Raw genomic sequence first — 21,860 nt, 5'->3', positions numbered from 1 at the left:
CAACAAAAACGGTGTGGGCATTGCGCAGACTTAACAGCTCCGCTGTCAGTTCTGTGGGGATTTACGTTTTGGAAGCCGGATTATATGCCTCCGTTCAGGACGCCGGACGCCCCGGCTTACGTCGTTTGGGTGTCGCGCCGGGCGGCGTTCTGGATTACCCGGCGGCGGCCATCGCCAACCTTCTGGTGGGCAACGCACCGGAGTCGCCAGTGCTGGAAATCCATTTCCCTGCTCCGCGTCTGCGGTTCGCACAAGAGACGTTCATTGCCCTCGGCGGCGCGGATTTCAGCCCGACGCTGGATGGACGCCCACTGGCCAACTGGCGACGGCATCGTGTGCGGTCAGGGCAACAACTCAGCTTCGGTAAACCACGCTATGGTCGTTGGGCGTATCTGGCCTTTGCGGGCGGTGGGTTGGCGACGCCACGCTGGTTCGGCAGCGCCGCTATGACGCCCTTTGCCGGGCTGGACGGCCTGCTTGGCCGTCCGCTTCGGGCCGGCGATGTGCTGCCGCTGCCGCCTTGCCTCCCGGCGCTGACCGACGATGCAGCGTTGGCTCCAACGGCGTTGCCAGCGTACGCGCGGGGCGTTGTGCGTCCGATTCGCGTCGTACCGGGGCCGGAATTCAACCGTCTTGCGCCGGACGACCGAGCGCGTTTTTTCACGGAAGCATTCACGGTCGGCGCAGCTTCCAACCGCATGGCGACTCGACTGGAAGGCGCGCGGCTGCGCTTAGCTGAACCGCTGGAACTTGTCTCGTCGGCTGTCGCCTGCGGCGTCATTCAGCTTCCGCCCGACGGTCGCCCGACAGTGCTGTTGGCGGACGCGCACACTGTCGGCGGCTATCCGCGCGCAGCCTTTGTCATCGCCGCTGACCTACCGGATTTTGTGCAGCGTCCGCTTGGCGCGACGGTTCACTTTCAACCGACAACCATCGCGGAGGCCGAGCGTGCCGCAACGGCGCTCCGGCGAGGACTCGCAAAACTAACCGCTGCCGTAGCTCTTACTAAGACAACACAAAGAGACTGAAAACGACGATGTGCGCCGCCCACAGTACGGCCGCCAATCGCCACTGTAAACGAATGACGGCGTAGTTGTCGGCAAGGCCGTACAGCCCGACCGGGAGCAAGTTAAAGTTGGCCGCCATTGGGGTGCAGAGCGTTCCGCAACTCCCAGCCGTCAGTCCCAACATGGCGACAAATGCGGGATCAAGCCCAAAGGGCGCAATAACCAGCGGGACGCCGACGCCGGTCGTGATGACGGAAAAGGCGGCGAAGGAATTGCCGACGAGCGCCGTAAACAGCGTCATGCTGAGGAAGTACGCGGCGGCGGCGCCCAGCGCGCTACCGCGTGGGACAACGCCTCCGACAACGTCCGCAAGCAGGTTGCCCACGCCTGCGGCCGTAAACAGCAGACCCAGCGACGCCAGCAGTTGGGGCAACAGGTGCAGCGGGCCGATGTCCTCGGTCAGGCGGCGACCGGCGTCAAGGGCGGTTTGTCCTGAAAAGTCGCCCGCCGCCAGCGCCACGCCGGCCGCCACAACGCCGCCGACCGCCAGCCCGACGACGGCGCCGCGTCCGACATCACCGCCGGAGAGCGCCGCAAGACCGGCGACGGCGAAGGTGACGGCCGGAATGGTCAGCACAGGCCACAGAGCACGGAAGCCCGGCGCGGCCGGGTCGCCGGACGGCGTGGGCGTCGCCTGCATGCGGACGCCGCCCGCCGCTTCAATCCCAACCAACGCCACGACGCACAATCCGGCAAGCCAGTGGGGCAGCCAAGCGCCGAAGCCGAACAGCAGACCGAGCAAAAACCAGTACATTGCTGCCAACCAACGCCTTGCACGCCGCCGGTCACGGACGACCTGAACGGCGTACCCCCACAGCAACGCGCTAATCAACACAAAGGCGACTTCCAGCGTCGCCGGATGGGCGACGACGCGGGCGACGAGCGACGCCCCCTCAGCCATGGCGTACATCTCCGGCCTGCTGCTCGGTCGGCCGGGCGCTTGCGCGCCGGAGTCGGTGTTCGAGCCGGATGAACTGTACGGCCGCCAGCCCAAGCGACACCATCACGATGGGGATGGCGCAGAGCGACAGCTTCACGACATCCACCGGATAGCCTGCGCCTTTCATGACGCCTGCGACAAGCAGGCAGCCGGCGGAAGCCGGGAACAGGTTCTGGCCGAAAAAGTTGCCATAGTTTTCAGCCGCCGCGACTGCAGCCTTGGCGTCGGCTTCGTGCGCCGGGGATGGTTGCGGCAGCGCCGCCGCCGCCATCGGCGCGACAATTGGCCGACCAAAGGCAACGTGGCCTTGCAACCGCAGACCCAACGCGCCCATGGCGACGCGCGTTGCTTGGAAGCCGACCAAAATCCACGACAGCGAAACGCCGGTCAGCCGTCCCATCATCCGCGCCATGACGGTGTGCAGCCCCATCCGTTCGGCGAGACCAATGGCGGGCAAGGTGAGCAGGTAGAGCGTAATGACGCGGTTTTCAACGAAGGCTTTGCCGAGCGTGTCGAGGATGCCGGGCCGCGCACCGCCGCCGACCAGCGGCAGACCTGCGAGTCCAGCCGTGACGAGTCCGGCGACGAGGACGACGGGGCCGGTCGGTCGGCGTTGCGCCAGACCGACCCCCAAGACGACGACACCCAACAGTTTCCAAGCAGGCCAATCCCACCATGCGCCCATGGGGTCGCTTACCTCACCGTCAAGCGAATTTGCTTCTCCGCATTGCCGCGCCTTGACGCTGGAAGCGTCACGGATACAGCCGCGTCAGCGTTATCCCCGTGTAGAAATGCTTCAGAATGCGTTCGTGCGTGTAGCCCTCGACCGCCAGCCCGTACGCCCCGACCTGACACATGCCGACGCCATGCCCCCAGCCGCGCCCAATGAATCTGACGCCGACCAACCGGCCGGCGGCGTCCCATTCGCGGATGACGACGAACAGGTTTTCACGCAGTCCCAGCGCCGACCGAATCTTCAGCCCCGTCAACTCACTCGTCCCGCGCGTTCCCACAACGCGCAGTCGCGCCACGCGCCCCGAATCCCCGCGCGCAAGCGCCGTCAGCTCCCGAACTTCGCCGACATTGACGCCGGCTTTGGCCAACTGCGTCTGTAACTCCGCCGCCGTCAGCCGTACATCCCACCACGAAAACTGCGACGAGCGGTCGCTGGTCGCGCCGTTCATCACCGGCGTCACTTCGAGATACCGCACACGATTGTCCGCGTCGGCGTACAACCGCACCTGTTCGCCGCCGATGATTTCCAACCGTTCAACCGGCAGACACTCGCCGCCGAAATTCCGAAACAAAAACACGTCCGGCGCGACCGTCCAGCTTTGATCGTCCTTGCCGTTTCCCATCCGCAACGTCAGCGTCTTCCCATCGTAGGGACGCGCTCTCCCGCTCTGCAACGGCGGCAATCCGCGTCCCGCCAGCGCGCGCGCCAGCCAGCCGAGCGCTGCGCCGCGCGTCAACGGACGATCGCCCGCTAACAACAGCGTCGGACGCAACGCCTGCTCCCGAACGAAATACGCCAGCGCCGGTCGTTCTTCAGGTCGAAACCGCTCCGCTTCAGTCCCCAGCCAGTAGCGCGCGTCTTCCGGCGTCACTAGGCGCGTCGGCGATTCCGCGCCGTAGAGCGCCGCCGCCAACGCCTGCGCAAAACCGCCGAGCCGCAAAACATCGCCGGTCGCCCGCTCTCCCGCGCCGGTCTGCGCCAGCCGCGCCGCCGTATTGAGCCAAAGTGTAACTTCACGGACGGTCGCCGGAGCTTCGCAGTACGCCGCCGTCAGACGCTCCGGCAGCGGAAATCCGGCGACGGTCAGCAGCGCCCAGTCCCGCGCCGGAAGCCGCGGTTCCAAGTTGCGCCGCCCCTCCCACGACCGGGTTGACGTTACCCAGCGCGACGCCCGCGTTTGCGGCGCGACAAGGACGCTTTTGAGGTACGGCTGCGGCGAGCCGAAGACGTACTCCGAGCTTTCCGTCCGCCCGCCGGAAGTCGAGGTGTAGAGCGCGTCAATCGGCTCGCCGTGGTACGTGGCGACGACGCCGCGCGTCTCCAGTACGGCGCGGTCGGAGAGCGGATGCTCCGACCCTTGCCCGCGATACACCTGCGAGGCCGCCGTCGGCAACAAGTCGTAGCCTTCCGCCGCGTACTTGCCGCGATTCTTCAGCGCGTAGGTGCGCGCCGCAATCGCCTGCGCCTTGAGCGCCTCCAGATTGGAAAACACCGTCGGCGACAGCTCATTCGGCACGACGCCCCGCAGGTAGGCTTCCACCGGTACGACGTTGACGACCGTCAGGCGACCGCGCCGGTTGAGAAAAACCTCAATCCGTCCCCGGTAGGACTGTCCGCCGAACTTGAGCGGCGCGCGATCTTCATCGAGCGCGACGAAGGTGCAGGATTGCGCGCCGCGCAGCAGTGATTCCCCGCCGTCGGCCGTCACGCCAAGGCGCGGCGTCGGCGAGCCGGCCGGAGATGAGGGCGCGTCCCGCGTCACGACCGGACGACGAAAACCGGCGTTGACGACGCTCACCATCAGCGCTTCGGCGTCTTCCGGCGCGGCGCAGTCACCGACGACTACGACGTAGCTCTTCTCGCGTGCGTCGTAGCGCGTCACGACGGGGCCGGGGACGCGCTCACGTAACCGCGCCATCGCTTCCTCCGCCGCTGTACGGGTTTTGAACGCGGCGACTTCCACCCGGTAGCGTTCAGCGCCTTTGGGCGGCGCAAATTCAAGCTGAACGGTCGCCTTCCGTGCGTTGATGGGCAGAGGCTCACTTGTTGCGGCGTCCAGAACGGACATCGTGCCGTCGCACGTCACCGTAGCGAAGTCGGCGTTGGTCGCCAGAGCGATCCGAATTTCCGGCTCGGTTTCCAGCTTCGGCGGCGTGTTTTTTGTCACAGGCGACGGCGGCGCAGCCGACGCCGGTTCGGCGACCCGTCGTGGGCGCGTCACCTGCGCCGCCGCCGATAGGCTTGAGCTAATCAGGCACAACACCAACCAGCACGCCAATATCCGGCGCCTGCCAGAGAAGCAAGCAAAGCGGCGGGCAAACGTACCACTCATCGTGCGGGAGCGTCGCATCTTTGGAATAAGAGCAGCGCAAAGCCGTCTTTTCCTCAGGCGGAGATTAATCAAAGCTAAACCCTACACAAGAAACATCTTAGCTTCCGAGAACGGCCGTGATTGCTTCAATCACTTCGGAAACGGTTACACGGCGAATGCATTCGGGTTCGGGAAAAGCATGGCAGACCGGCCCGGCGCAGGGGACGCACGGCAGTTGGTGGCGAACAACGCGATGTGGCGCATGAGTCCAAGGCGACCAAACTCTGTCATTGGACGAGCCGAAAATCACCACGAGTGGACGTCCAAAGGCCGCCGCAATGTGCGCTGGCCCGCTATCATTGCCAATGAAAAATGCGCTTCCGGCAATCACGGCCATGGTTTCCGCCAACGGCAAATCGGTGAAAAACACTGCTTTGTGAGGGTCGGCAAGCGATCGTCTGACGGCTTCAGCGACAGCTTCCTCGCCGGGCCCAACGACAACAACCGGCTGCAAGCCGCGCCGCGCCAAGTCAACAATGACCTCGGCGAAATGCGCCGCCGCCCACTGCTTACTCGGAAAGGCCGCCGCCGGGTGTACCACGGCGTACGGCCCCCGAACACCCGCCCGTCGCAACTTCGCCGTCACGACAGCGCGCGCTTTGGGGTCGCAATAAAGTTTCGTACGCGGCGGCGGCGACGGCACAGGAACGCCGACCGCTTTTAGCAACCCAAGCTGCTGCTCGACACAGTGAATCGTCGGCTTGCGCCACAGCTCGGTCGGCGGCGGCGCAACGTGCGTCAGCAACCGGCGTGTGTTCGGTAGAGGGTAGCCGATTCGCTGCGGTATACCCGCCAGCCGCATCAGCCATGCAGCGGTTGTTCCACCATGGACGTTGAACGCCATGTCGAAGTTTCCAGCGCGCAACCGATGGACTGCACGCAGACGCTCCGTGAAACCGGCTACGCCTCGCCGGGCGCGCGGGATGACAATCAGTTCGTCCACAAGTGGATGCGGTTCGAGAATCGGCGCGGCGAGCGGCTCCAATACCACAGCCACCGGCAGGTTAGGACGCCAGGCCTTCAACGCACTCAGCAACGGCGTCATCAACACTGTGTCGCCAATCGAACGCAGCCGGAACAGTACAGGGCGATCAAACGACAGCGACTTCACGGTTGGCGTCCTTTCGTCGTTGCGTGTAGGGTTTAGGTCTTTTCCAACACACGCTTGGCGTCAGACACGATGATGGAAGGCAGCCTGAACAGTATGCACCGTTTTTCCCGCCGGCTTCTAATGCGCTTGGTGTGCGCCGTTGGGGTGGTCGGCGTCCTATTGATCCCAACCTACGCCCAACGGACGACCGCCGCTGTCACCCCCCGCCCGCAAGACGCCGTTACTGAACAAGTTGTCGCGGGCGTTAAAACGCTCGTCAAGCGGCGACGCGGTAGTCAGACCGTCGCCGTCGGTCTCTTTTTCGCCGGTGGGGCCGGCAACGCCAATCCCGCGCAAGCTGGTATTGAAGCCCTGACGCTGGCGACGGCGACCGAAGCCAGCCGTCGCTTCCCGCGCGAGGCGCTACGCCGAGAAACAGCGCGTTTGGGTGCAAATCTAAGTTACATCGTGACATATGACTACTCGGCCCTGACGCTAGCGACCACGCGCCAAACATTCGAGCGGGGATGGACGCTCTTCGCTGATGTCGTGCGGCAGCCCCGCTTTGAGGCGGAGGATGTCGCCCTCGTCCGCGAGCGACTCATCGCCGCCCTGCGCGATGATGAGGATGACCCGGAAACCGTCCTGCAGCAAATGCAGGCCAAGGTAGTGTACGGCGGGCATCCCTATGCAGCCGCGCCCAAGGGGACGCCGGAGACCCTAGCGCGGTTAGAGGCCGCCGACCTACGCAAGCATTACGCACAACTTCTGACCACAAAACGGCTGCTGCTCGTCGTCGTCGGAGATCTTGACGCGGGCCTTGTCGCCAAACGGGCGGCGGCGCTCTTTGCTGGGCTACCAATGGGCGCCCCGCCGCCGCCTGTTCCGTCGCTGTTTTGGACGGCTTCGGATGTCACTCTGACGGCGCGTCCGCTGCCGACGGACTATGTGCAGGGCATCTATGCAGCGCCTGCTCTGACTTCCCCCGACTTCCCTGCGCTGCGGCTGGCGGCGGCTGTCCTGCGCGACCGTGTGTTCGAAGAGGTGCGTGTCAAGCGCAATCTGTCCTATGCGCCGATGGCGTTTCTGACGGCGCAGGGCGCAAATGTCGGTGGGATTTACGTCTCGTCGGTGGATGCCCACCAAGCTGTAGCGGTCATGCTGGACGAAATCGAACGACTGCGCACCGAACTGGTCGAACCGGCGGAGTTGCGCGCCACAGTCGCTCAGTTTTTGACAACCTACTACTTGGCTGAAGAAACCAACAGCAGCCAGATGGCGACCCTAGCGCTTTACGAGCTCGTAGGCGGCGGCTGGCGAGAGGCCTTTGTTGCGCTTGACCGACTGCAAACCGTCACGCCGGAGCAAGTGCGGGCCGCAGCACGGAAATACATGGTCAACTTACGTTTCGCTATTGTGGGCGATGAGAAGCGCGTGCGTCCCTTGGTAAGCCGGCTTACCAACGGCACGCCGCGTGATTGACGTATCTCGCTAATCCGTCTGGCGCGCCTTCCAAGAGTCGGAGCATTGTAGCGCCAGCGGCTCTGGCGGCTTGTGTTGGTAGTCCAGCGTAATACAACGGCTGTTCGATTTCAGGCGCACACTTATTGCAAAGACGCGCCGCCGCTTAGGTAGGAAGCGACCTCCCTACATTGCCTCGGAAACTGCTCAGTATACTTCCGATGTAGCCGCCGCCGGCAGGTTCCTAGCGTTTCATGGTTGACTCGACAGGCCCCCTATGCCCGGTTTTCTCGCTGACGTTGATCTGACGCCAAATCAGCTTGAACGTGCGCGTCAACGCGCCGCCGCCTACATTGATTTGACGAGCAGCAACCCGACCCACCATGGACTTCTGTTCCCTGCCGACATCCTCCGCGAAGCGGCGGCGGCTTACTGGGACAGCCGACGCTATGAACCTGACCCGCGCGGACAGCTTGCTGCGCGCCGCGCTATTGCCGCCGACTACGCTCGCCGGACGCCAGCCCTTGAGGTGTCACCGGACGACATTTTCATCACTGCAAGTACCAGTGAGGCGTACAGTTTGCTGTTCACGCTTCTAACCGAGCCGGGCGATAATGTCCTTGGGCCAAACATTACCTACCCGCTCTTTGAACACTTGGCAGCGGCTCATCACATCCATATGCGGAAGTATGAGTTGGCGGCGTCGCCGGAGGGCTGGCGCATCAACGAAGCATCGCTTGTCGCCGCCGCCAATGACCGCACGCGCGCTGTCTTGATAATCTCGCCGCACAATCCAACGGGGATGATCATCCAGCGCCCAATACCGGCGCTGCGCCGACTTGGCTTGCCGATCATCTGCGACGAGGTTTTCGCTGCGTTCACTTACCGCGTGCCGGCGACGCCGCCGCTGGGAACGCTCCACCCAGAACTGCCGGTTTTTCATCTAAACGGCATTTCCAAACGTTTTGCCTTACCCGATCTCAAACTAGGCTGGATTGCTTTGAACAAGCCAGCGGCGGAAGCCTTTGGCGCACGCCTGGAAATCCTCAATGACGCCTTTCTTAGCGCCAACGCCCTCACACAGTTTATGCTACCGACCTTGTTCGAGCGAGGGCAGGCGTTTGTCGCTGCCATGCAGCGGCGTTTTAGGGCGTCATTGACCATGGCGATTGACTTGCTTGAACGCGCCCCGAACGTCACGGTACAGCCGCCAGACGGCGGCTATTATCTCTTCCCGCAGGTCACCGGCTGGGATGATGAGGAGGCGTTGGCGCTGTACTTACTGGAACAAGGCGTTCTTGTACATCCGGGCTATTTTTACGGCGGCGAACTGGGCGTCGCTCGCATTATGCTTTCTTGCCTGATTGAGCCAAGCCAACTCCGTACCGGCTTGGAAACGCTCACGCGGGCGATTTGCCGGTAGCGTTCGCAACAACTGACCAAAGACTTTTGGTTATGCAGCGACGCTTCGCACCAAAGGCGCGGCTGAACGCCCTGTTCCACCGACACCAGCTTCGACTTCAGGCGCGGCGTCATCCGTGCGCACGTTACATTGTTGAAAAACTTTGGTAACGCCCGCTGCACTAACATGGCGCAGCTTGATTGCTTGAGGTGCGCCGATGTCGCTCCATACCGCGTTGGTCATTGGTCTGACGCTGGTTGCGGCGCTTGCGCCCTACTGCGCCCCGGCCGGCCGCGGCTACCCCGTCATTCGGGTGGACGGTTCGAGTACGGTGTACCCGCTGGCGGAAGCCGTCGCCGAGGAGTTCCAACTTCGTCATCCGGGCGTGCGCGTCACCATCGGCGTTTCCGGGACAGGCGGTGGAATGAAAAAGTTCTGTCGCGGCGAAACTGACATCGCCACGGCGTCGCGCCCCATCGCTGCCTCCGAGCGTGAGGCATGCCGCAAGGCGGGGCTGTCCTACTACGAGTTGCCCATCGCCATGGACGCCATCGTAGTCGTCACGCACCCGCGCAATACGCAGGTTACCGCCATGACGCTTGACGAGTTACGGCGTATGTGGTCGCCGGAAGCACAGGGCGTTGTCCGCCGCTGGTCACAGGTCAATCCGGCGTGGGGCGACCGCCCGCTTAACCTGTACGGCGCAGGAACTGACTCCGGGACGTTCGACTACTTCACCGAGGTCGTCAACGGAAAAGCGCGCGCCAGCCGGGGCGACTATATGGCGTCGGAGGATGACAACATCCTCGTACAGGGCATCGCCGGCGACCCAAACGCGCTGGGCTACTTCGGTTTTGACATTTACTACGAAAACCGTGACAAGCTGCGCGCCATTCCGATTGCCCGCGCGGCCGACCGTCCGGCGGTGACGCCGACGGTGGCGACGATTCTTTCCGGCGAGTATGCGCCGCTGGCGCGTCCGTTGTTGATTTACGTCAACGCGCAGGCGCTGACGCGCCCGGAAGTACGCGACTTTGTTCACTTTTGGCTGGAGCGAGGCGGAAGCCTCGCCGATGAAGTGCATTGCGTGCCGCTTCCGCCGGACGCCTACGCCGCCATTCGGCGGCATCTGGATGGTGGGCGCGTTGGAAGCATTTTCAACGGCCGCTCGGCCGTCGCCGTTTCTCTGCACGACTTGTTGACCTTGCCGGCCGCGCTGTAGGCGGCGACCGGCGCGGAGTGCTCACGTGGCAACCACGACTAAAACACGGCGTCGGGCGCGTTGGTGGGAAACCGTGATTGAGTGGGCGCTGGCGGGAGCGGCGCTGGTCGCCGTCCTGACGACGCTCGGCATTGCAGCGGTGTTGATTGGCGAGTCGCTGCCCTTTTTCAAGTCGGTGTCCGTGTGGCGCTTCCTGACGGATAACCAGTGGACGCCGCTGTTCGCCGAGCCGCGCTTTGGTATCGGCGTGTTGCTGGCGGGTACGGTGACGAGTTCCCTAGTGGCCCTAGTTGTCGCCGTCCCCTGCGGCACGATTCTGGCGCTTTACCTGTCGGAATTCGCCGCCGGCCGCCTACGCGAAAGCGTCAAGCCGGTTTTGGAACTGCTCGCCGGCGTACCGACGGTTGTCTTCGGGTACTTTGCGCTCTACACCGTGACGCCGTTGCTTCAGAAGGTGTGGCCGGCGTTGCCCGGCTTCAACCTGCTTTCGGCGGGTCTGGTGATGGGCGTGATGATCATTCCCTACGTCGCATCGTTGAGTGAAGACGCGCTGCGTGCCGTCCCGATGAGTTTGCGCGAGGGAGCGTATGCGCTGGGCGCGACCCGCTTGCAGACGGCTTGGCAGGTGGTGTTTCCGGCGGCGTTTTCGGGGGTGGCGGCGTCGTACGTGCTGGGCGTCTCCCGCGCCGTCGGCGAAACGATGATTGTCGCCGTCGCCGCCGGGCAGCAGCCGCGTTTGACTTTCAATCCCTTTGAGCCGGCGGCGACGGTCACGACCTACATTGTGCAAGTGGCGAAGGGCGACGTGCCGCATGGCAGTCTGAGCTACCGGACGATTTTCGCGGCGGCGCTGGTGCTGTTCCTGCTCACGCTGGTTTTCAATTTGGCGGCCGACTGGATTCGCCGTCGCCAACGATTGCGGGGGCGCATGGCATGACAAACCGTGAGCGACTTGCGGCGCGGATTCAGCGCGCCAAACAGTATGAGCGCGCCTTTCTGCTGGTCGCTTGGCTGTTGTTGGGCGCACTGGCGGTGGTCTTTGTCGGCCTTTTCGCCGGAACGCTGCAAACCGGCTGGGAGCGGTTGCAGCCGGATTTCTTTCTGACGTTTGCCTCACGGCGGGCTGAACGAGCGGGCATTCTGGCGGCTTGGGTGGGGACGTTTGTGGTGATGGTCGTCACGGCCGCCGTCGCCGTCCCACTGGGCGTGGCGGCTGGGGTGTATCTTGAAGAGTACGCGCGTCCCAACCGTCTGACCGCCTTGATTGAGACCAACATTGTCAACTTGGCGGGCGTGCCTTCGATTGTTTATGGGCTGCTAGCGTTGGGGCTGTTTGTTCGCCTGTTGGGTTTTGGGGCGAGCGTCCTGACCGCCGGACTGACGCTGGGACTGCTGATTTTGCCGATTGTCGTCGTGGCGACGCGGGAAGCTATTCGGACGGTGCCCAACGCAATTCGAGAAGCTTCGTACGCGGTTGGGGCGACGCGCTGGCAAACCATTTGGCGTCATGTGTTGCCGGCGGCGCTGCCGGGCGTCCTCACCGGGGTCATTATCGGCTTGTCGCGGGCGATCGGGGAAACCGCTCCATTGGTGACGATTGGAGCGGTGACGTTTATTGCTTTTCTACCGCCGTCGCCGGTTTCGTCCGAAGCGCCTTTTTTGTCCTTCGACTGGCTGTGGTCGCCGTTTACGGCGCTGCCGATTGTGACGTTTGACTGGACTTCGCGCCCCAGAGCCGACTTTCGCGCCAACGCGGCGGCGGCGGCGTTGACGCTGACGTTTTTGACCGTTGTGATGAACGCCGTCGCCATCGGGCTGCGCTATCGGCTGCGGCGGCGGCTTCAGTGGTAGGAGCGATGACCAAGACTATGGCCGCCGGTTCCAACGGGCGTCAGCCAGATGGCGTCACCGACCAGTTGGCGCTCAAGGCGGAAGCGCGCGGTTTGAGTTTTTTCTACGGTGAGAAGGCGGCGCTGCATGAGGTTAACCTGCCGGTTTACGCCTATCGTGCGACGGCGCTCATCGGGCCTTCCGGGTGCGGCAAGAGTACGTTGCTGCGCTGCTTCAATCGCATGCATGACCTGTACCCCAACCATCGGTATGCGGGCGAAATTCGACTTTATCCCGACGACATCAACCTGCTGGCCCCTGAGACCGACCCGATTGAGGTACGGATGCGGATTGGGATGGTTTTTCAGAAGCCGAATCCATTCCCGAAGTCGGTCTTTGAGAACGTCGCCTACGGGCTTCGTTTGCGCGGCGTCCGCAGCAGGAGCGAGCTGGAGGGACGGGTGGAACGCGCACTTCGGGACGCTGCGCTATGGGATGAGGTCAAGGATCGGCTGGACGATTCGGCCTATGCGCTGTCGGGCGGGCAGCAGCAGCGTTTGTGTATTGCGCGGGCGCTGGCGACGGAGCCGGAGTTGTTGCTGTTTGACGAACCGACTTCGGCGCTTGATCCGCTGGCGACGGCGAGTATTGAGGCGCTGCTGGGGCGTCTCAAGTCGCAGGTGACGGCGCTGATCGTGACGCACAACTTGCAGCAGGCGGCGCGCGTAGCGGAGTTCACGGCGTTTATGTACTTGGGTGAACTGGTCGAGTTTGGGCCGACGGAAGTGTTGTTCAATGCGCCGTCCCAGAAACGGACGGAGGACTACCTCGCCGGCCGATTTGGTTAGTCCGCTTCCGTATCCGTAAAGGCGTGGCGTCGGCTAAGGTTTAGATCGCGGCGAAAGGCGACTCTCCAAAGGCGCGCTGACTAGAACAGCTTCCGAGTAAGTGTAGCAATGCCCCGGTCGAATCGTGTCAGCAGTTTGGAGTGCGGCGGCGCTCCGCCGCTTTCCTGCCTTGCGGCTTGACGCCACGCGCCGCAAGGCGTGGCAGTTCCTCGTAACAGGGCAATGTAAAAGGCAATTTGGAAGTGTCCGGCGCGGAACGCTGCCGCGCGTCAAATCGCGGGCTGCCGCTACACTGGCCCAGAAAGCTAAATAAAGTCAGTCGAGCCGGAAAGCCCACACCCAAATTATCAGTTTCGCTGCCCTGTACCTCTCAGGGTGGGAAGATTTCAGCCGAGCCATAGGAACCCGGCGTAGAACAGCGACACGTCGTTCGCTCACGCTGTGTTGCTCACTACGCTGGTTGTCACCGTTTCTAAAGCCGAAGCGCCGTAAAGACGGCAAAGTTTTGGCAAAGCACTGTCAAGCTCTTTGAAACAACCAGCCTCACACCAAAGCTCCCAATTACCGACGACGTAAATGACTTCCTTTGCGCGGGTAACAGCCACATTCAGCAAGTTTGGACGGTTGCCGGCCCAATCACGAGCGCCCTTTTGATCTTGGAGAGGCGCACCCAAAACGAGAATCACCGCTCCCGCTTCACGACCTTGCGCTGTGTGTACGGTACCAACTCGTTTGTTGATCCAATTGTCATTAATCCAGCCTTCGAGAACCTTGCTTTTACGTATCATTTGGCGAAGTTTTTCTGCAACGATGACAAACGGCGTAATGATATAGAGGTCGTGGCTTGCCTCAGCTTGGGCTAGCTCCTCAAGCAAGCGCAGCACCTCGTCGCCTTCTGCTGGGCACCACTTGTCTTCGCCGCTGCCTTCGACGTGAATCCACTTAGAATCACCAAGTACATTTTTGATTGAAGAAGGACTTGGCGATTTCGCAAACACCATCTGGTTGGCGTAGGCTATTTTATTGGCGATTGTGAACATTGGATTGGAACATCGCCGATGCACCAGCAACGGCACGCCAACCTGCCGACTGCCGTATTTACCTTCGAACGTGCCGGTGTATTCAGAGGCAGCGTCAGCAAGCGTCTGTACCGAAGCCCGTGGAGGGGCATAGCGGTCAGGGTCTACATCAAAACGATGACATATGGTGTTTGTCAACGTGTCAGGCAACACAACCACCGGCTCAATCTGCATCGGGTCGCCGACGATGACGGCGCGGCGAGTTCGCAGGAGCGCACCCACGGCGGCCTGCGGTAACGACTGTCCGGCTTCGTCTACAATCAGCCAGCCAAGGCTTTCAAGAGGCAGCTTGCCCAACATTCGGTTGAAGGAGGCAAAAGTTGTCGATACCAACGGTACCACGAGAAAAAGCGAAGCCCACAGGTCGGGCAGCAACTTTTGTTTCTCGGCACCCAGTAATGTCTGCGTCATGAAGACATCCATCAAGGCGCCGAGGTTGTGACGCAAGGGCCTGGCGGCCGCATCAATGAAGGCGCGGTGCACCGCCATTGCAGCGATAAAAACCTCGTCACGCAGGCGCTGGGCTTCTCGAGGAAACCACGGCGTCTTTTTATGGCGCGCGTCGTGAGCATCTTTGAAGAAATCGTCATCGGCAAGGATAACCTCGCGGTGTTCAGCCTCAGTAAGTCGTTGCTGCACTCGCTGATGCCGTATGCGGGCGTCTTCCAAGTCCTTTTCGGCATTCTGCTGCTGAAGCCTTGCCCATTGAAGCTCATTTTCAACGCGCCGGCGCTCCGCCTCTGTTTCTCTGTGCCGGGACTCCGCCCGATGGTGAGCGGCACGGAGAGCAGCCAACTGATTCGACCATTCTCGCGCGATGCGGGTTCTGAATAACCGCGCCCAAAGTCCCGGCTTTTTCAAGCGATGGGCCTCAAGCTCCTGTTCGGCGTAGCGAAGCCGACGTAGCGATTCATACTCTTTTCCCCGCGCTGTCGCCAAGTCTTCCTCAAGGGTTTGAACTGCTTTCTCGGCGTCGTCACGCCTAGCTTGAGCGGCAGCCTCCGCTTGAGCCAGTTTCGGCAGCGTCAACAGGTCAGCACGCACACTCTCCAACCACGTATGCCAACAGTGACTCTTCTTCACTGCTTCGCGGAACTGCTCTCGCGCCTTATTCCATCGAGAAAGGGCTTCAGCGTGAGAACGTGGCGGGTTTTCGCTTGCAACAATGGCTGGTCGCTGTTTCTTGACTTGTCCTGTTTGAGGGTCAGTTGTTTCCACTTCTTGTACCGAGCGTACGGCGGCCTGTAGGTATATTCGCAGCCCCTCGTCTTCATCCCACCAAAAAGTTTCCTTGAATTGGCTGCGATTCTGCGTATTGCCAAGTACGGCGGCAATCATCCCCCATGTTTCGGGTTGATACAACTTGTCGGACAACTTTTTGAAGTAGCGCAGGTTCAATGCATCTTTCGCGATAGCGCCAAGCGAAGGAAGCTCCGCACTCACATTTTCGACGGCTTTGTTGTTTGATGATGCAACGACCATCTCAAAGCCGCGCAGAGATTGGTTCAATCGGTAAAGATCGATCCAACTGCCGCCTACCAGCAGCTTTTGACCAGAGCACTTAAATGCATCTTCTGGGTTATCGAACTGCATCATTGCTTCCGCCCTCGCCGTGACAATCCCGGCGACAATATCCCGAAGTAATGTTGTCTTTCCGGTTCCAGGCGGCCCATTGACGCTCAACAATCCACCAATCCTTGTTGCATGGAATGCACAGTTCACCGCCGCCTGCTGAAGTAAGACAAGCGGGTGGCGTTCCGGCCCCGGCCAGCGAGCCAACGGAGTCCATCCGGGACTCACCGCCTCTTCCAGCGCGTCTTTGTCGTTTAGCAAGTCTTTTCTTTGCTGCGGCTGCTCGACGCCAAGATAGCGCAGAAGATTCTTCGGTGCCTTCCCAAAGGAGAAAAGCGACCGAGCAAACACAAGATCCTCAAGGAAAAAACTATTGCACAAGAGTGGCTCAGGTGGGTTTGGGTCTTTTTGATTGACATATGAACGGATCGCAAACTTTGGTGGTTCGACTAGATATTCCGGCAGTTTAAGTTCACGGACGAGCACCTCATAAGCGGCCAGCAGCGCCTTTCCAGTTAGCGAGAGAGTTCCAGGTTTCTCTTGGTTTTTATCTTTTGTCGCCATGCCGAGGAGCGTATCTTTGACTCGTTTCACTAACTCTGGTTCGACAGCTGGCCAATTTGCAAGTTCTTCTAGATTGCCTTCCAGTGCGGTCATCAAGCCCCAACCAAAACTGGAGATGACAACCGCTGATGGTCCGGCAAGTTGTCCCTCATCATCAACCACAACGATGGCAAGCGCCGCCTCGCCACGCACGCTTGGCTCCTCTGGACGAGTGTCGCTGTACTTGCTAGTAAGGCGCTTCACTGCTTTTTCCATGCAGATTGAGCCAAGGATGATTTGATAATAAAGGCGGTATCCTTTGCGAAGGGATTCATTTTTTTCCCAAGGGAGTTTCTCATGCCCAGTTACTCGTTCAGAGTCATCCTTAGCTAAGTCTTGCAGATTTACCTCGGCCACTCGTTCAGGGATACCATTAGCTAAGTCTTCTGGGCATCTATAAGTGAGTGGCGAAAGAACTTCCAATGCTATCCAAGCTGAAAGAATATCCTCTGGTTTATTTCCGAATTCCTTCTGATCCATAAATCTAAACCGTCGTCTAGGGTGGATGTTAGGAGAACCTGCTAAGCTGGCGGATTACACCGTGTCTAGTATAGGTGGAGGAAGCCGAAGCATAGTGCGGGTATTGGCTCGATGCTACTTCAGGGTATGGCGAAGCATAGTCGGCTGAGTTTAGGCTTATTGCCTTGCTCAGCCAACTTGCCTCAATCCTTAGCTCGATAAGAATATCGTCAAGTGATCCAATCGGCTCAGAGACGGCAGAAGCTTATCTTTCTCTCAAAATTCAAATATCATCTAAACCCTCTAGTACCTCTTGAACAAATTCCTCCTGTCTTTCTCAACGACTTGTGGATAAATACTCATGATCATTCATAGGCTTCCTTTCGGTGGAAAATACGGTACATGATAATCTCGTCGTCCATGATCTCAAAAATTGCTCGCCAGTCACCGTCTCTCATCTTGTACTCTGGTCAGTGATTTCGTAAGGTGTTTGACATCGCCACTGAGTTTATCTTCAAGCTGGTACAACGCTCTACGACTTGCTGCCGACCAATAAACGACATTGCCCTAAGTCCTTCTCTGTACCCTGCTAGGCCTTGCTCGCAGTGGCTTGATGCCCATCATCAGCAGTGAGCACCTGTCTAGTGCTCAAAAAACTCCTGTAAGTGAGCCTGCTGCGTGCTTTTGTCAGGGAGCGCACTGGCTATGGAGCGTTTCAGCAGAAACTTCGTAAAAGTTTGGTTGCCCTGATTCACGACCTCGTCGCTCACCCCAACCAGTTCCCACCCGTCAGCGCCGAGCTTGTTGAGGGCGGCGACGCTACTCATGTCACTGTCTATGGTTTCATCTTTCCCGCCAAGGTAGATGTTCACCTTCCAGCCGTACGGTGTGGGGTAAGGGGGACTCATGAGACAGTATTCCCACCTCTGAACCTTCTTACTTTCTTGCTTGTCAACCGATGTCAGCCGAAAGAGACTTTGACAGCCGAGTAAAGCGCCGGTCAGGAGGATGAGAACAAGCAGGGCGAGAGTTGAGGCCGCAGGACTTTGGATGCGCATCGTCGCTAAACTCCTTTCCAAGGTATTGAGCGTAACATCCCAACAGTTGTTAAGTGTCAAAATCTTCAACCTGCCAAGCCCCCTGATGAGCGCCTCCTCACAGGTCTGTTCCAGCATCGCCCACGGCGCGAGCCACCGCCAACGTTGTCCATGGCTTGTAGCGGCGTGACTGTTGCACTCAAAGACGCGAACTCGCTACGCCGGGTGAAAGCGCATGCTAGGCGCATTCCAAATCAAGACGACGTAGCTCATCTGTGCTTCAGCAACTCTTCCATAGGGAGACCAAGGTCTTTGGCTATCTGCCGTAGCAAAATCGGTGAAATATCGCGCCCTCTGTGAAAAGGGACGGTTGTCGTCCGACCATCTGGATGACGATACTGTTTGTGTGAGCCTCTCTGGCGCACTTCAACAAAACCAAGTCTTTCCAAGATCACTACGACTTCCTGTGGCTTGAGGACCGGATACTTACCCATCGTCAGGCAATCACCACCATTTGTGTACCGATAAACTCAGTTTCAAGTGATGGCTCGCCATCCTCAAGCAACATCTCAATAACTTCGTGAAGATTTTTCTGTAGCTCATCAAGCGTTTCGGCTTGCGTGTGAGCGCCGGGGAAACCCGGTACGTAGCCGACATACAAACCCGTGTCATGACATTTCTCAATCACCGCCGGAAAAATCCTCATGATTCACCTCCCAAACAATTTCTAAGCCGCGACACGCTTTGCTTGCGCCGACGACGGTTAGGTTTGAACCGGCGCTCAAGTCCGATAGTACTCATCAATAGAAACAGTTTCCGTGCCGCGCGCCGCAAGGCGGCTCAACTGAAAACCGGCGTTTTCCAAACGTCGCCTGACCATCGCGCCCGACAATGCGCGCTTGCCGCTCTACGCCTAAACGATTACGGTCTGTCCCGGCGTATCGCCGCGCGAGCGCCCGGAAACGCCTATGTCGTACGCTCGTTATCTTTCCCTGCTGTTTTTACTCTTCCTTTTACTTGCTGTCCCGTCGCCCGGTCAAACCCGCCGCCGGACGCCCCCGCCCGCACCGCCCGTCACGCCGCCCAAAGCCGCGCCCATCCGTGGATTGGCGGAACAAACGCAGCGCGGCGAACTCACCGTCACCCGCTTCAGCAACGGCCTGCGGCTCATTTGCGGCGAACGGCACAGCGCCGAACTGACGGCCGTTGCCGTCCGGCTCGGCTTCGGCGCAGCGGACGAACCGCTGGACGCGCCCGGCGTCGCATGGGTCGTCGCCTACGGACTCCTTTCCGAAGCCGAACGCGCCGAACTGGCTGCAACCGGCGCTACGCTGGATACGCTGATTGACGCCCACGCAACGACCTTGACCGTCGTTGCTCCGACGGCGCAGACGGCCGGCGTCGCCGGTCTGTTGTTGCGCGCCGTCGCGCGTACCGGCTTTGACGAAGAGCGCCTGCGCGGCGGCGTTGCGCAGGCGACACGCGCATGGAGCCGCTGCCAGTCACACGCCGAGGACGTAAGCCGTACGGCTTGGTCGGCGCTGGCAGCCGGCCGCCGGCGCGCGTCGCTCTCCGAGGAAAATTTCAAAGCTGTGACCTTGGACGCCGCCCGCGCTTTCCACACCGCCCACCTGACGCCGCGCCGGACGGTCGTCGCTGTCACCGGCGATGTCAACCTCGTCGAAACGCTGCGAACCGTCGCCGAAGCGACCGGCGACTGGAAACCGGAGGCAAAGGATGCGGCGACGCCTGCGGCGACCGGCGACCGCTACCAAGCCGAACGCGGCCCGCAGGGACAAACATGGGTGCACATTGGCTACGCGCTGCCCGCCCTGCGCGACGAAGAGCGCGTCGCTCTTGAAATCATCTGCGCCGCCCTTGCTTCCGGCCGCCGCGCGCGCCTTTCGGAAGCGTTGGTTGAAAACCGCCGCATTGCATCTGAAGCAGCGGCGCGCGTTGACGCCGACGCGCAAAAAACCACCCTGTGCATCAGCCTGAGCGTGCATCCCGAACGCCTCGACCGCGCGGAAGCTTTGACCATCGAAGCCGTTGAGCGCCTGCGCCGTGAACGACTCTCCGAAGGCGAACTCCAACGCGCCAAAGCTCAACTCGAACTGGATCGTCTAACTGCCGGCGACCGTGTGGATGCATGGGCGCGACAGTTGGCGGCGGCCGAGTTCGGTCCCGGCGTCCTCAAATGGCTCGATGATTTTGACCGGCTGGAGAACCTGACCGCCGAACAAGTGCGCGCCGTCGCGGCCAAGCATCTGACGGCGACGCGCTTGGTGGTGTTTGAGTACGAAGCGGCGACGGCGCCGCTGCGCACCTTCACGCCCGAAAAGTTCTTTGAAACAGTCGGCTTGCTCGTCCCGCAGACGCTCGTCGCCGACATCGCCCCAAACGAGACGGCGGACGCACCGGAAACGGTCGTTGTTCCCACGAAACCGCGCCCCAAAGCCGCCAAAGACGGCGGGTTGGTCGTCCTGCCGCCGGCCGAACCGGTACGCGAGTATGCCACGCTGCGCGGCCCGCGCGTACTGGTTCGTCCCGATCCGGCGCGTCCGCTGACAGCGATTGGTCTGTACTTCCAAGGCGGACGCTTCATCGAAGACGAAACAAACGCCGGCATCACGGAACTCATGCTGTGTGTCATGCTGCGCAGTTCGGTGAAGTATGCGCCCGACGGACTGCTCGATGAGGTGGAGCGTCTCGGTGGACGGCTGTACATCGTCAATGAACGCGATTTCTTCGGCTTTGAGCTGTGCGTCGTAGCGCGTCATGCCGAACCTGCCCTGCGTCGTCTTGTCACGCTGGTCGAGCGACCGAACTTTGACGCAAGCGTGGTGTCGGCTGAACGTGAACGCTTGCTGGCGGAGCAAAAGGCGCGTGCGACAAACCCAGTGGAACTGGCCTCTTGGCTGGCGCGACGCAGCCTGTTTCCTTCGCATCCGTATGGTTTTCCACCGCTTGGCGTCGCCGGAACCGTCGGCAAGCTGGATGAAACCGCCGTCCAGCGGTGGTACGCCGCCACGATTCAGCGGCAGTTGCCAATTGTCGTCATCGTCGGCGGGACGCAGGGTTCGACGCTTGTGACGCGCGACATCACGGAAGGCTTTGTCCGGCGCGAAACCGATACGTCCCTTAAGGCGAGGGTGGCGCAACCGGCGGCGTCGCCGCTGGTTCAAGAGAGCACAACTGGGACGCGCGACGTGGTGGCTTTCGCCTTCGCCACGCCCGGCGGACGTGACGCCGACCACCGCTGGGCCGTGTTGGCAACCTGCTTGGCGCGGCGGCTGGAAGCGGAAGCCTTGCACTTTACGGTGCAGTTTGCGCCGGCTTTGCAACGCGGCGAGTTGTTGGTCGTGGGTGAAGGTCGGCCGGATGACGCGCCACGCTTGGTTGAAGCCGTAGAGCGTGCCGTTCGTGAGTTGGAGAAGCGGCCGCCATCCGCTGATGAATGGCGAGCCGCCGGGCGGCGGGCGGCGACCGAGGCTGTACGGGCGAACGACGCCGTACAAAGCCGGAGTCGCGGCTACGCCACGGCAGTGTACTTGGGTGTGGCTCCGTCCGAGGTGGATACGGCGGCGATGAGTATTCGGCAAACGACCGCGCCTTCGGCTGACTTTTGGGAAGAAATCAGCATTGGAGCGGCCGGGCGCGGCGTCGTACGCGGCGCACGCCTCGCTCGAACAAAGAGGATGCCGTGAAAAGCCGCTCACTTGACGCACCGCGTTATTAGAAACCTAACGCGCCCTTGAATCCAGTGCAATTTCCAGATTCTAGGACACGTAGCGAGTCAACTCCTCTTTTGGCGTGCGGCGGCGTTCCGCCATGCGCCACGCCAAAGGCGCGGCAGTTTCTTGCCACAAACGCCAGCTTGACAGCCGTTCGGCATGCAACGCTGCCGCACGCCAAACTGTTGGCATGATTCAGTTGGGGCATCGCTCTGCTCTACGAAAACCGCTCCAGCGCTTCCGGTCGGCGGCACTGTCCATTCCCTTACTAGCCGTGTGCTGTGCCGCCGCGAAAAGTGCGCTACACTCCGGCTGCGCTGCTCCGCCGCCCGCATGCCCCACCGCCAATCCCATCTCGTACACGGGAGCAACCCAATGACGACGCCCGCCCCACAACCAACTCACCCGC

General features: G+C 61.0%; 16 protein-coding genes. 8 read left to right on the top strand and 8 right to left on the bottom strand.

Annotation, left to right across the window (positions count from 1 at the left end):
• Positions 1-53 precede the first annotated feature (53 nt).
• The gene (locus NZ585_09960; protein MCS7080360.1) at positions 54-1,028 is read left to right on the top strand and encodes a biotin-dependent carboxyltransferase family protein; all 975 of its coding nucleotides are present in this window, start codon (positions 54-56) and stop codon (positions 1,026-1,028) included.
• Here NZ585_09960 and NZ585_09955 read toward each other — a convergent pair.
• The 4 genes from NZ585_09955 to NZ585_09940 form a co-directional block, all read right to left on the bottom strand.
• A complete protein-coding gene (locus tag NZ585_09955) occupies positions 1,006-1,968 on the bottom strand; it encodes a DUF979 domain-containing protein (GenBank protein MCS7080359.1) in 963 nt (320 codons plus the stop codon). The two genes, NZ585_09960 and NZ585_09955, sit on opposite strands and share 23 nt — an antisense overlap.
• Complete coding sequence (locus NZ585_09950; GenBank protein ID MCS7080358.1) at positions 1,961-2,692, bottom strand: DUF969 domain-containing protein; 732 nt, start codon at positions 2,690-2,692, stop codon at positions 1,961-1,963. The genes NZ585_09955 and NZ585_09950 overlap by 8 nt, the downstream gene beginning before the upstream one ends.
• A 67-nt stretch (positions 2,693-2,759) precedes the next feature.
• The gene (locus NZ585_09945) at positions 2,760-5,021 is read right to left on the bottom strand and encodes a SpoIID/LytB domain-containing protein (GenBank protein ID MCS7080357.1); all 2,262 of its coding nucleotides are present in this window, start codon (positions 5,019-5,021) and stop codon (positions 2,760-2,762) included.
• 151 nt (positions 5,022-5,172) lie between these two features.
• Positions 5,173-6,225 (bottom strand): glycosyltransferase family 9 protein, encoded by a 1,053-nt coding sequence (locus NZ585_09940; GenBank protein MCS7080356.1) that lies wholly within the window; start codon positions 6,223-6,225, stop codon positions 5,173-5,175.
• Positions 6,226-6,318: 93 nt separating this feature from the next.
• Here NZ585_09940 and NZ585_09935 point away from each other — a divergent pair, with 93 nt between their 5' ends.
• The 6 genes from NZ585_09935 (at position 6,319) to pstB (ending at position 12,967) form a co-directional block, all read left to right on the top strand.
• The gene (locus tag NZ585_09935) at positions 6,319-7,686 is read left to right on the top strand and encodes an insulinase family protein (protein ID MCS7080355.1); all 1,368 of its coding nucleotides are present in this window, start codon (positions 6,319-6,321) and stop codon (positions 7,684-7,686) included.
• Between the two features lie 256 nt (positions 7,687-7,942).
• Positions 7,943-9,088, top strand: coding sequence for a pyridoxal phosphate-dependent aminotransferase (locus tag NZ585_09930; GenBank protein ID MCS7080354.1), 1,146 nt, complete (start codon positions 7,943-7,945; stop codon positions 9,086-9,088).
• 196 nt (positions 9,089-9,284) lie between these two features.
• Positions 9,285-10,289 (top strand): PstS family phosphate ABC transporter substrate-binding protein, encoded by a 1,005-nt coding sequence (locus NZ585_09925; GenBank protein MCS7080353.1) that lies wholly within the window; start codon positions 9,285-9,287, stop codon positions 10,287-10,289.
• Between the two features lie 25 nt (positions 10,290-10,314).
• A complete protein-coding gene (pstC, locus tag NZ585_09920; GenBank protein ID MCS7080352.1) occupies positions 10,315-11,226 on the top strand; it encodes a phosphate ABC transporter permease subunit PstC in 912 nt (303 codons plus the stop codon).
• The gene (gene pstA, locus NZ585_09915) at positions 11,223-12,140 is read left to right on the top strand and encodes a phosphate ABC transporter permease PstA (GenBank protein ID MCS7080351.1); all 918 of its coding nucleotides are present in this window, start codon (positions 11,223-11,225) and stop codon (positions 12,138-12,140) included. Before pstC ends, pstA begins: the two co-directional genes overlap by 4 nt.
• Positions 12,141-12,157: 17 nt before the next feature.
• Positions 12,158-12,967: a phosphate ABC transporter ATP-binding protein PstB gene (pstB, locus tag NZ585_09910; GenBank protein MCS7080350.1), complete on the top strand. Its 810-nt coding sequence runs from the start codon at positions 12,158-12,160 to the stop codon at positions 12,965-12,967.
• Positions 12,968-13,401: 434 nt separating this feature from the next.
• Here the strand turns inward: pstB and NZ585_09905 are convergent, their stop codons facing one another.
• The 4 genes from NZ585_09905 to NZ585_09890 all read right to left on the bottom strand — a co-directional run bounded on the left by NZ585_09905 (position 13,402) and on the right by NZ585_09890 (position 18,423).
• Entirely contained in the window at positions 13,402-16,701 is a 3,300-nt protein-coding gene (locus NZ585_09905) for an AAA domain-containing protein (protein MCS7080349.1), read from the bottom strand.
• Between the two features lie 620 nt (positions 16,702-17,321).
• Positions 17,322-17,588, bottom strand: a complete 267-nt coding sequence (locus NZ585_09900) for a hypothetical protein (protein ID MCS7080348.1) — start codon at positions 17,586-17,588, stop codon at positions 17,322-17,324.
• A 398-nt stretch (positions 17,589-17,986) separates the two neighbouring features.
• Entirely contained in the window at positions 17,987-18,211 is a 225-nt protein-coding gene (locus tag NZ585_09895; protein ID MCS7080347.1) for a type II toxin-antitoxin system HicA family toxin, read from the bottom strand.
• Between the two features lie 2 nt (positions 18,212-18,213).
• Positions 18,214-18,423, bottom strand: a complete 210-nt coding sequence (locus NZ585_09890) for a type II toxin-antitoxin system HicB family antitoxin (GenBank protein ID MCS7080346.1) — start codon at positions 18,421-18,423, stop codon at positions 18,214-18,216.
• A 262-nt stretch (positions 18,424-18,685) separates the two neighbouring features.
• On the opposite strand from NZ585_09890, the gene NZ585_09885 reads away from it, so the two are divergent.
• Positions 18,686-21,424: an insulinase family protein gene (locus NZ585_09885; GenBank protein MCS7080345.1), complete on the top strand. Its 2,739-nt coding sequence runs from the start codon at positions 18,686-18,688 to the stop codon at positions 21,422-21,424.
• Positions 21,425-21,860: the final 436 nt, after the last annotated feature.

Origin of the sequence: Chloracidobacterium sp. (assembly GCA_025057975.1) — a bacterium.
Lineage (GTDB): Bacteria > Acidobacteriota > Blastocatellia > Chloracidobacteriales > Chloracidobacteriaceae > Chloracidobacterium.
Note: the sequence above shows the minus strand (reverse complement) of the source record. Positions and strands in the feature narration are given on the sequence as shown.

Coding starts and splice junctions, on each gene's coding strand:
- NZ585_09955 (MCS7080359.1), bottom strand. CDS start 1,968: ATGGCTGAGGGGGCGTCGCTCGTCGCCCGCGTCGTCGCCCATCCGGCG.
- NZ585_09950 (MCS7080358.1), bottom strand. CDS start 2,692: ATGGGCGCATGGTGGGATTGGCCTGCTTGGAAACTGTTGGGTGTCGTC.
- NZ585_09935 (MCS7080355.1), top strand. CDS start 6,319: ATGCACCGTTTTTCCCGCCGGCTTCTAATGCGCTTGGTGTGCGCCGTT.
- NZ585_09930 (MCS7080354.1), top strand. CDS start 7,943: ATGCCCGGTTTTCTCGCTGACGTTGATCTGACGCCAAATCAGCTTGAA.
- NZ585_09925 (MCS7080353.1), top strand. CDS start 9,285: ATGTCGCTCCATACCGCGTTGGTCATTGGTCTGACGCTGGTTGCGGCG.
- pstA (MCS7080351.1), top strand. CDS start 11,223: ATGACAAACCGTGAGCGACTTGCGGCGCGGATTCAGCGCGCCAAACAG.
- pstB (MCS7080350.1), top strand. CDS start 12,158: ATGGCCGCCGGTTCCAACGGGCGTCAGCCAGATGGCGTCACCGACCAG.
- NZ585_09905 (MCS7080349.1), bottom strand. CDS start 16,701: ATGGATCAGAAGGAATTCGGAAATAAACCAGAGGATATTCTTTCAGCT.
- NZ585_09900 (MCS7080348.1), bottom strand. CDS start 17,588: ATGAGTCCCCCTTACCCCACACCGTACGGCTGGAAGGTGAACATCTAC.
- NZ585_09895 (MCS7080347.1), bottom strand. CDS start 18,211: ATGGGTAAGTATCCGGTCCTCAAGCCACAGGAAGTCGTAGTGATCTTG.
- NZ585_09890 (MCS7080346.1), bottom strand. CDS start 18,423: ATGAGGATTTTTCCGGCGGTGATTGAGAAATGTCATGACACGGGTTTG.
- NZ585_09885 (MCS7080345.1), top strand. CDS start 18,686: ATGTCGTACGCTCGTTATCTTTCCCTGCTGTTTTTACTCTTCCTTTTA.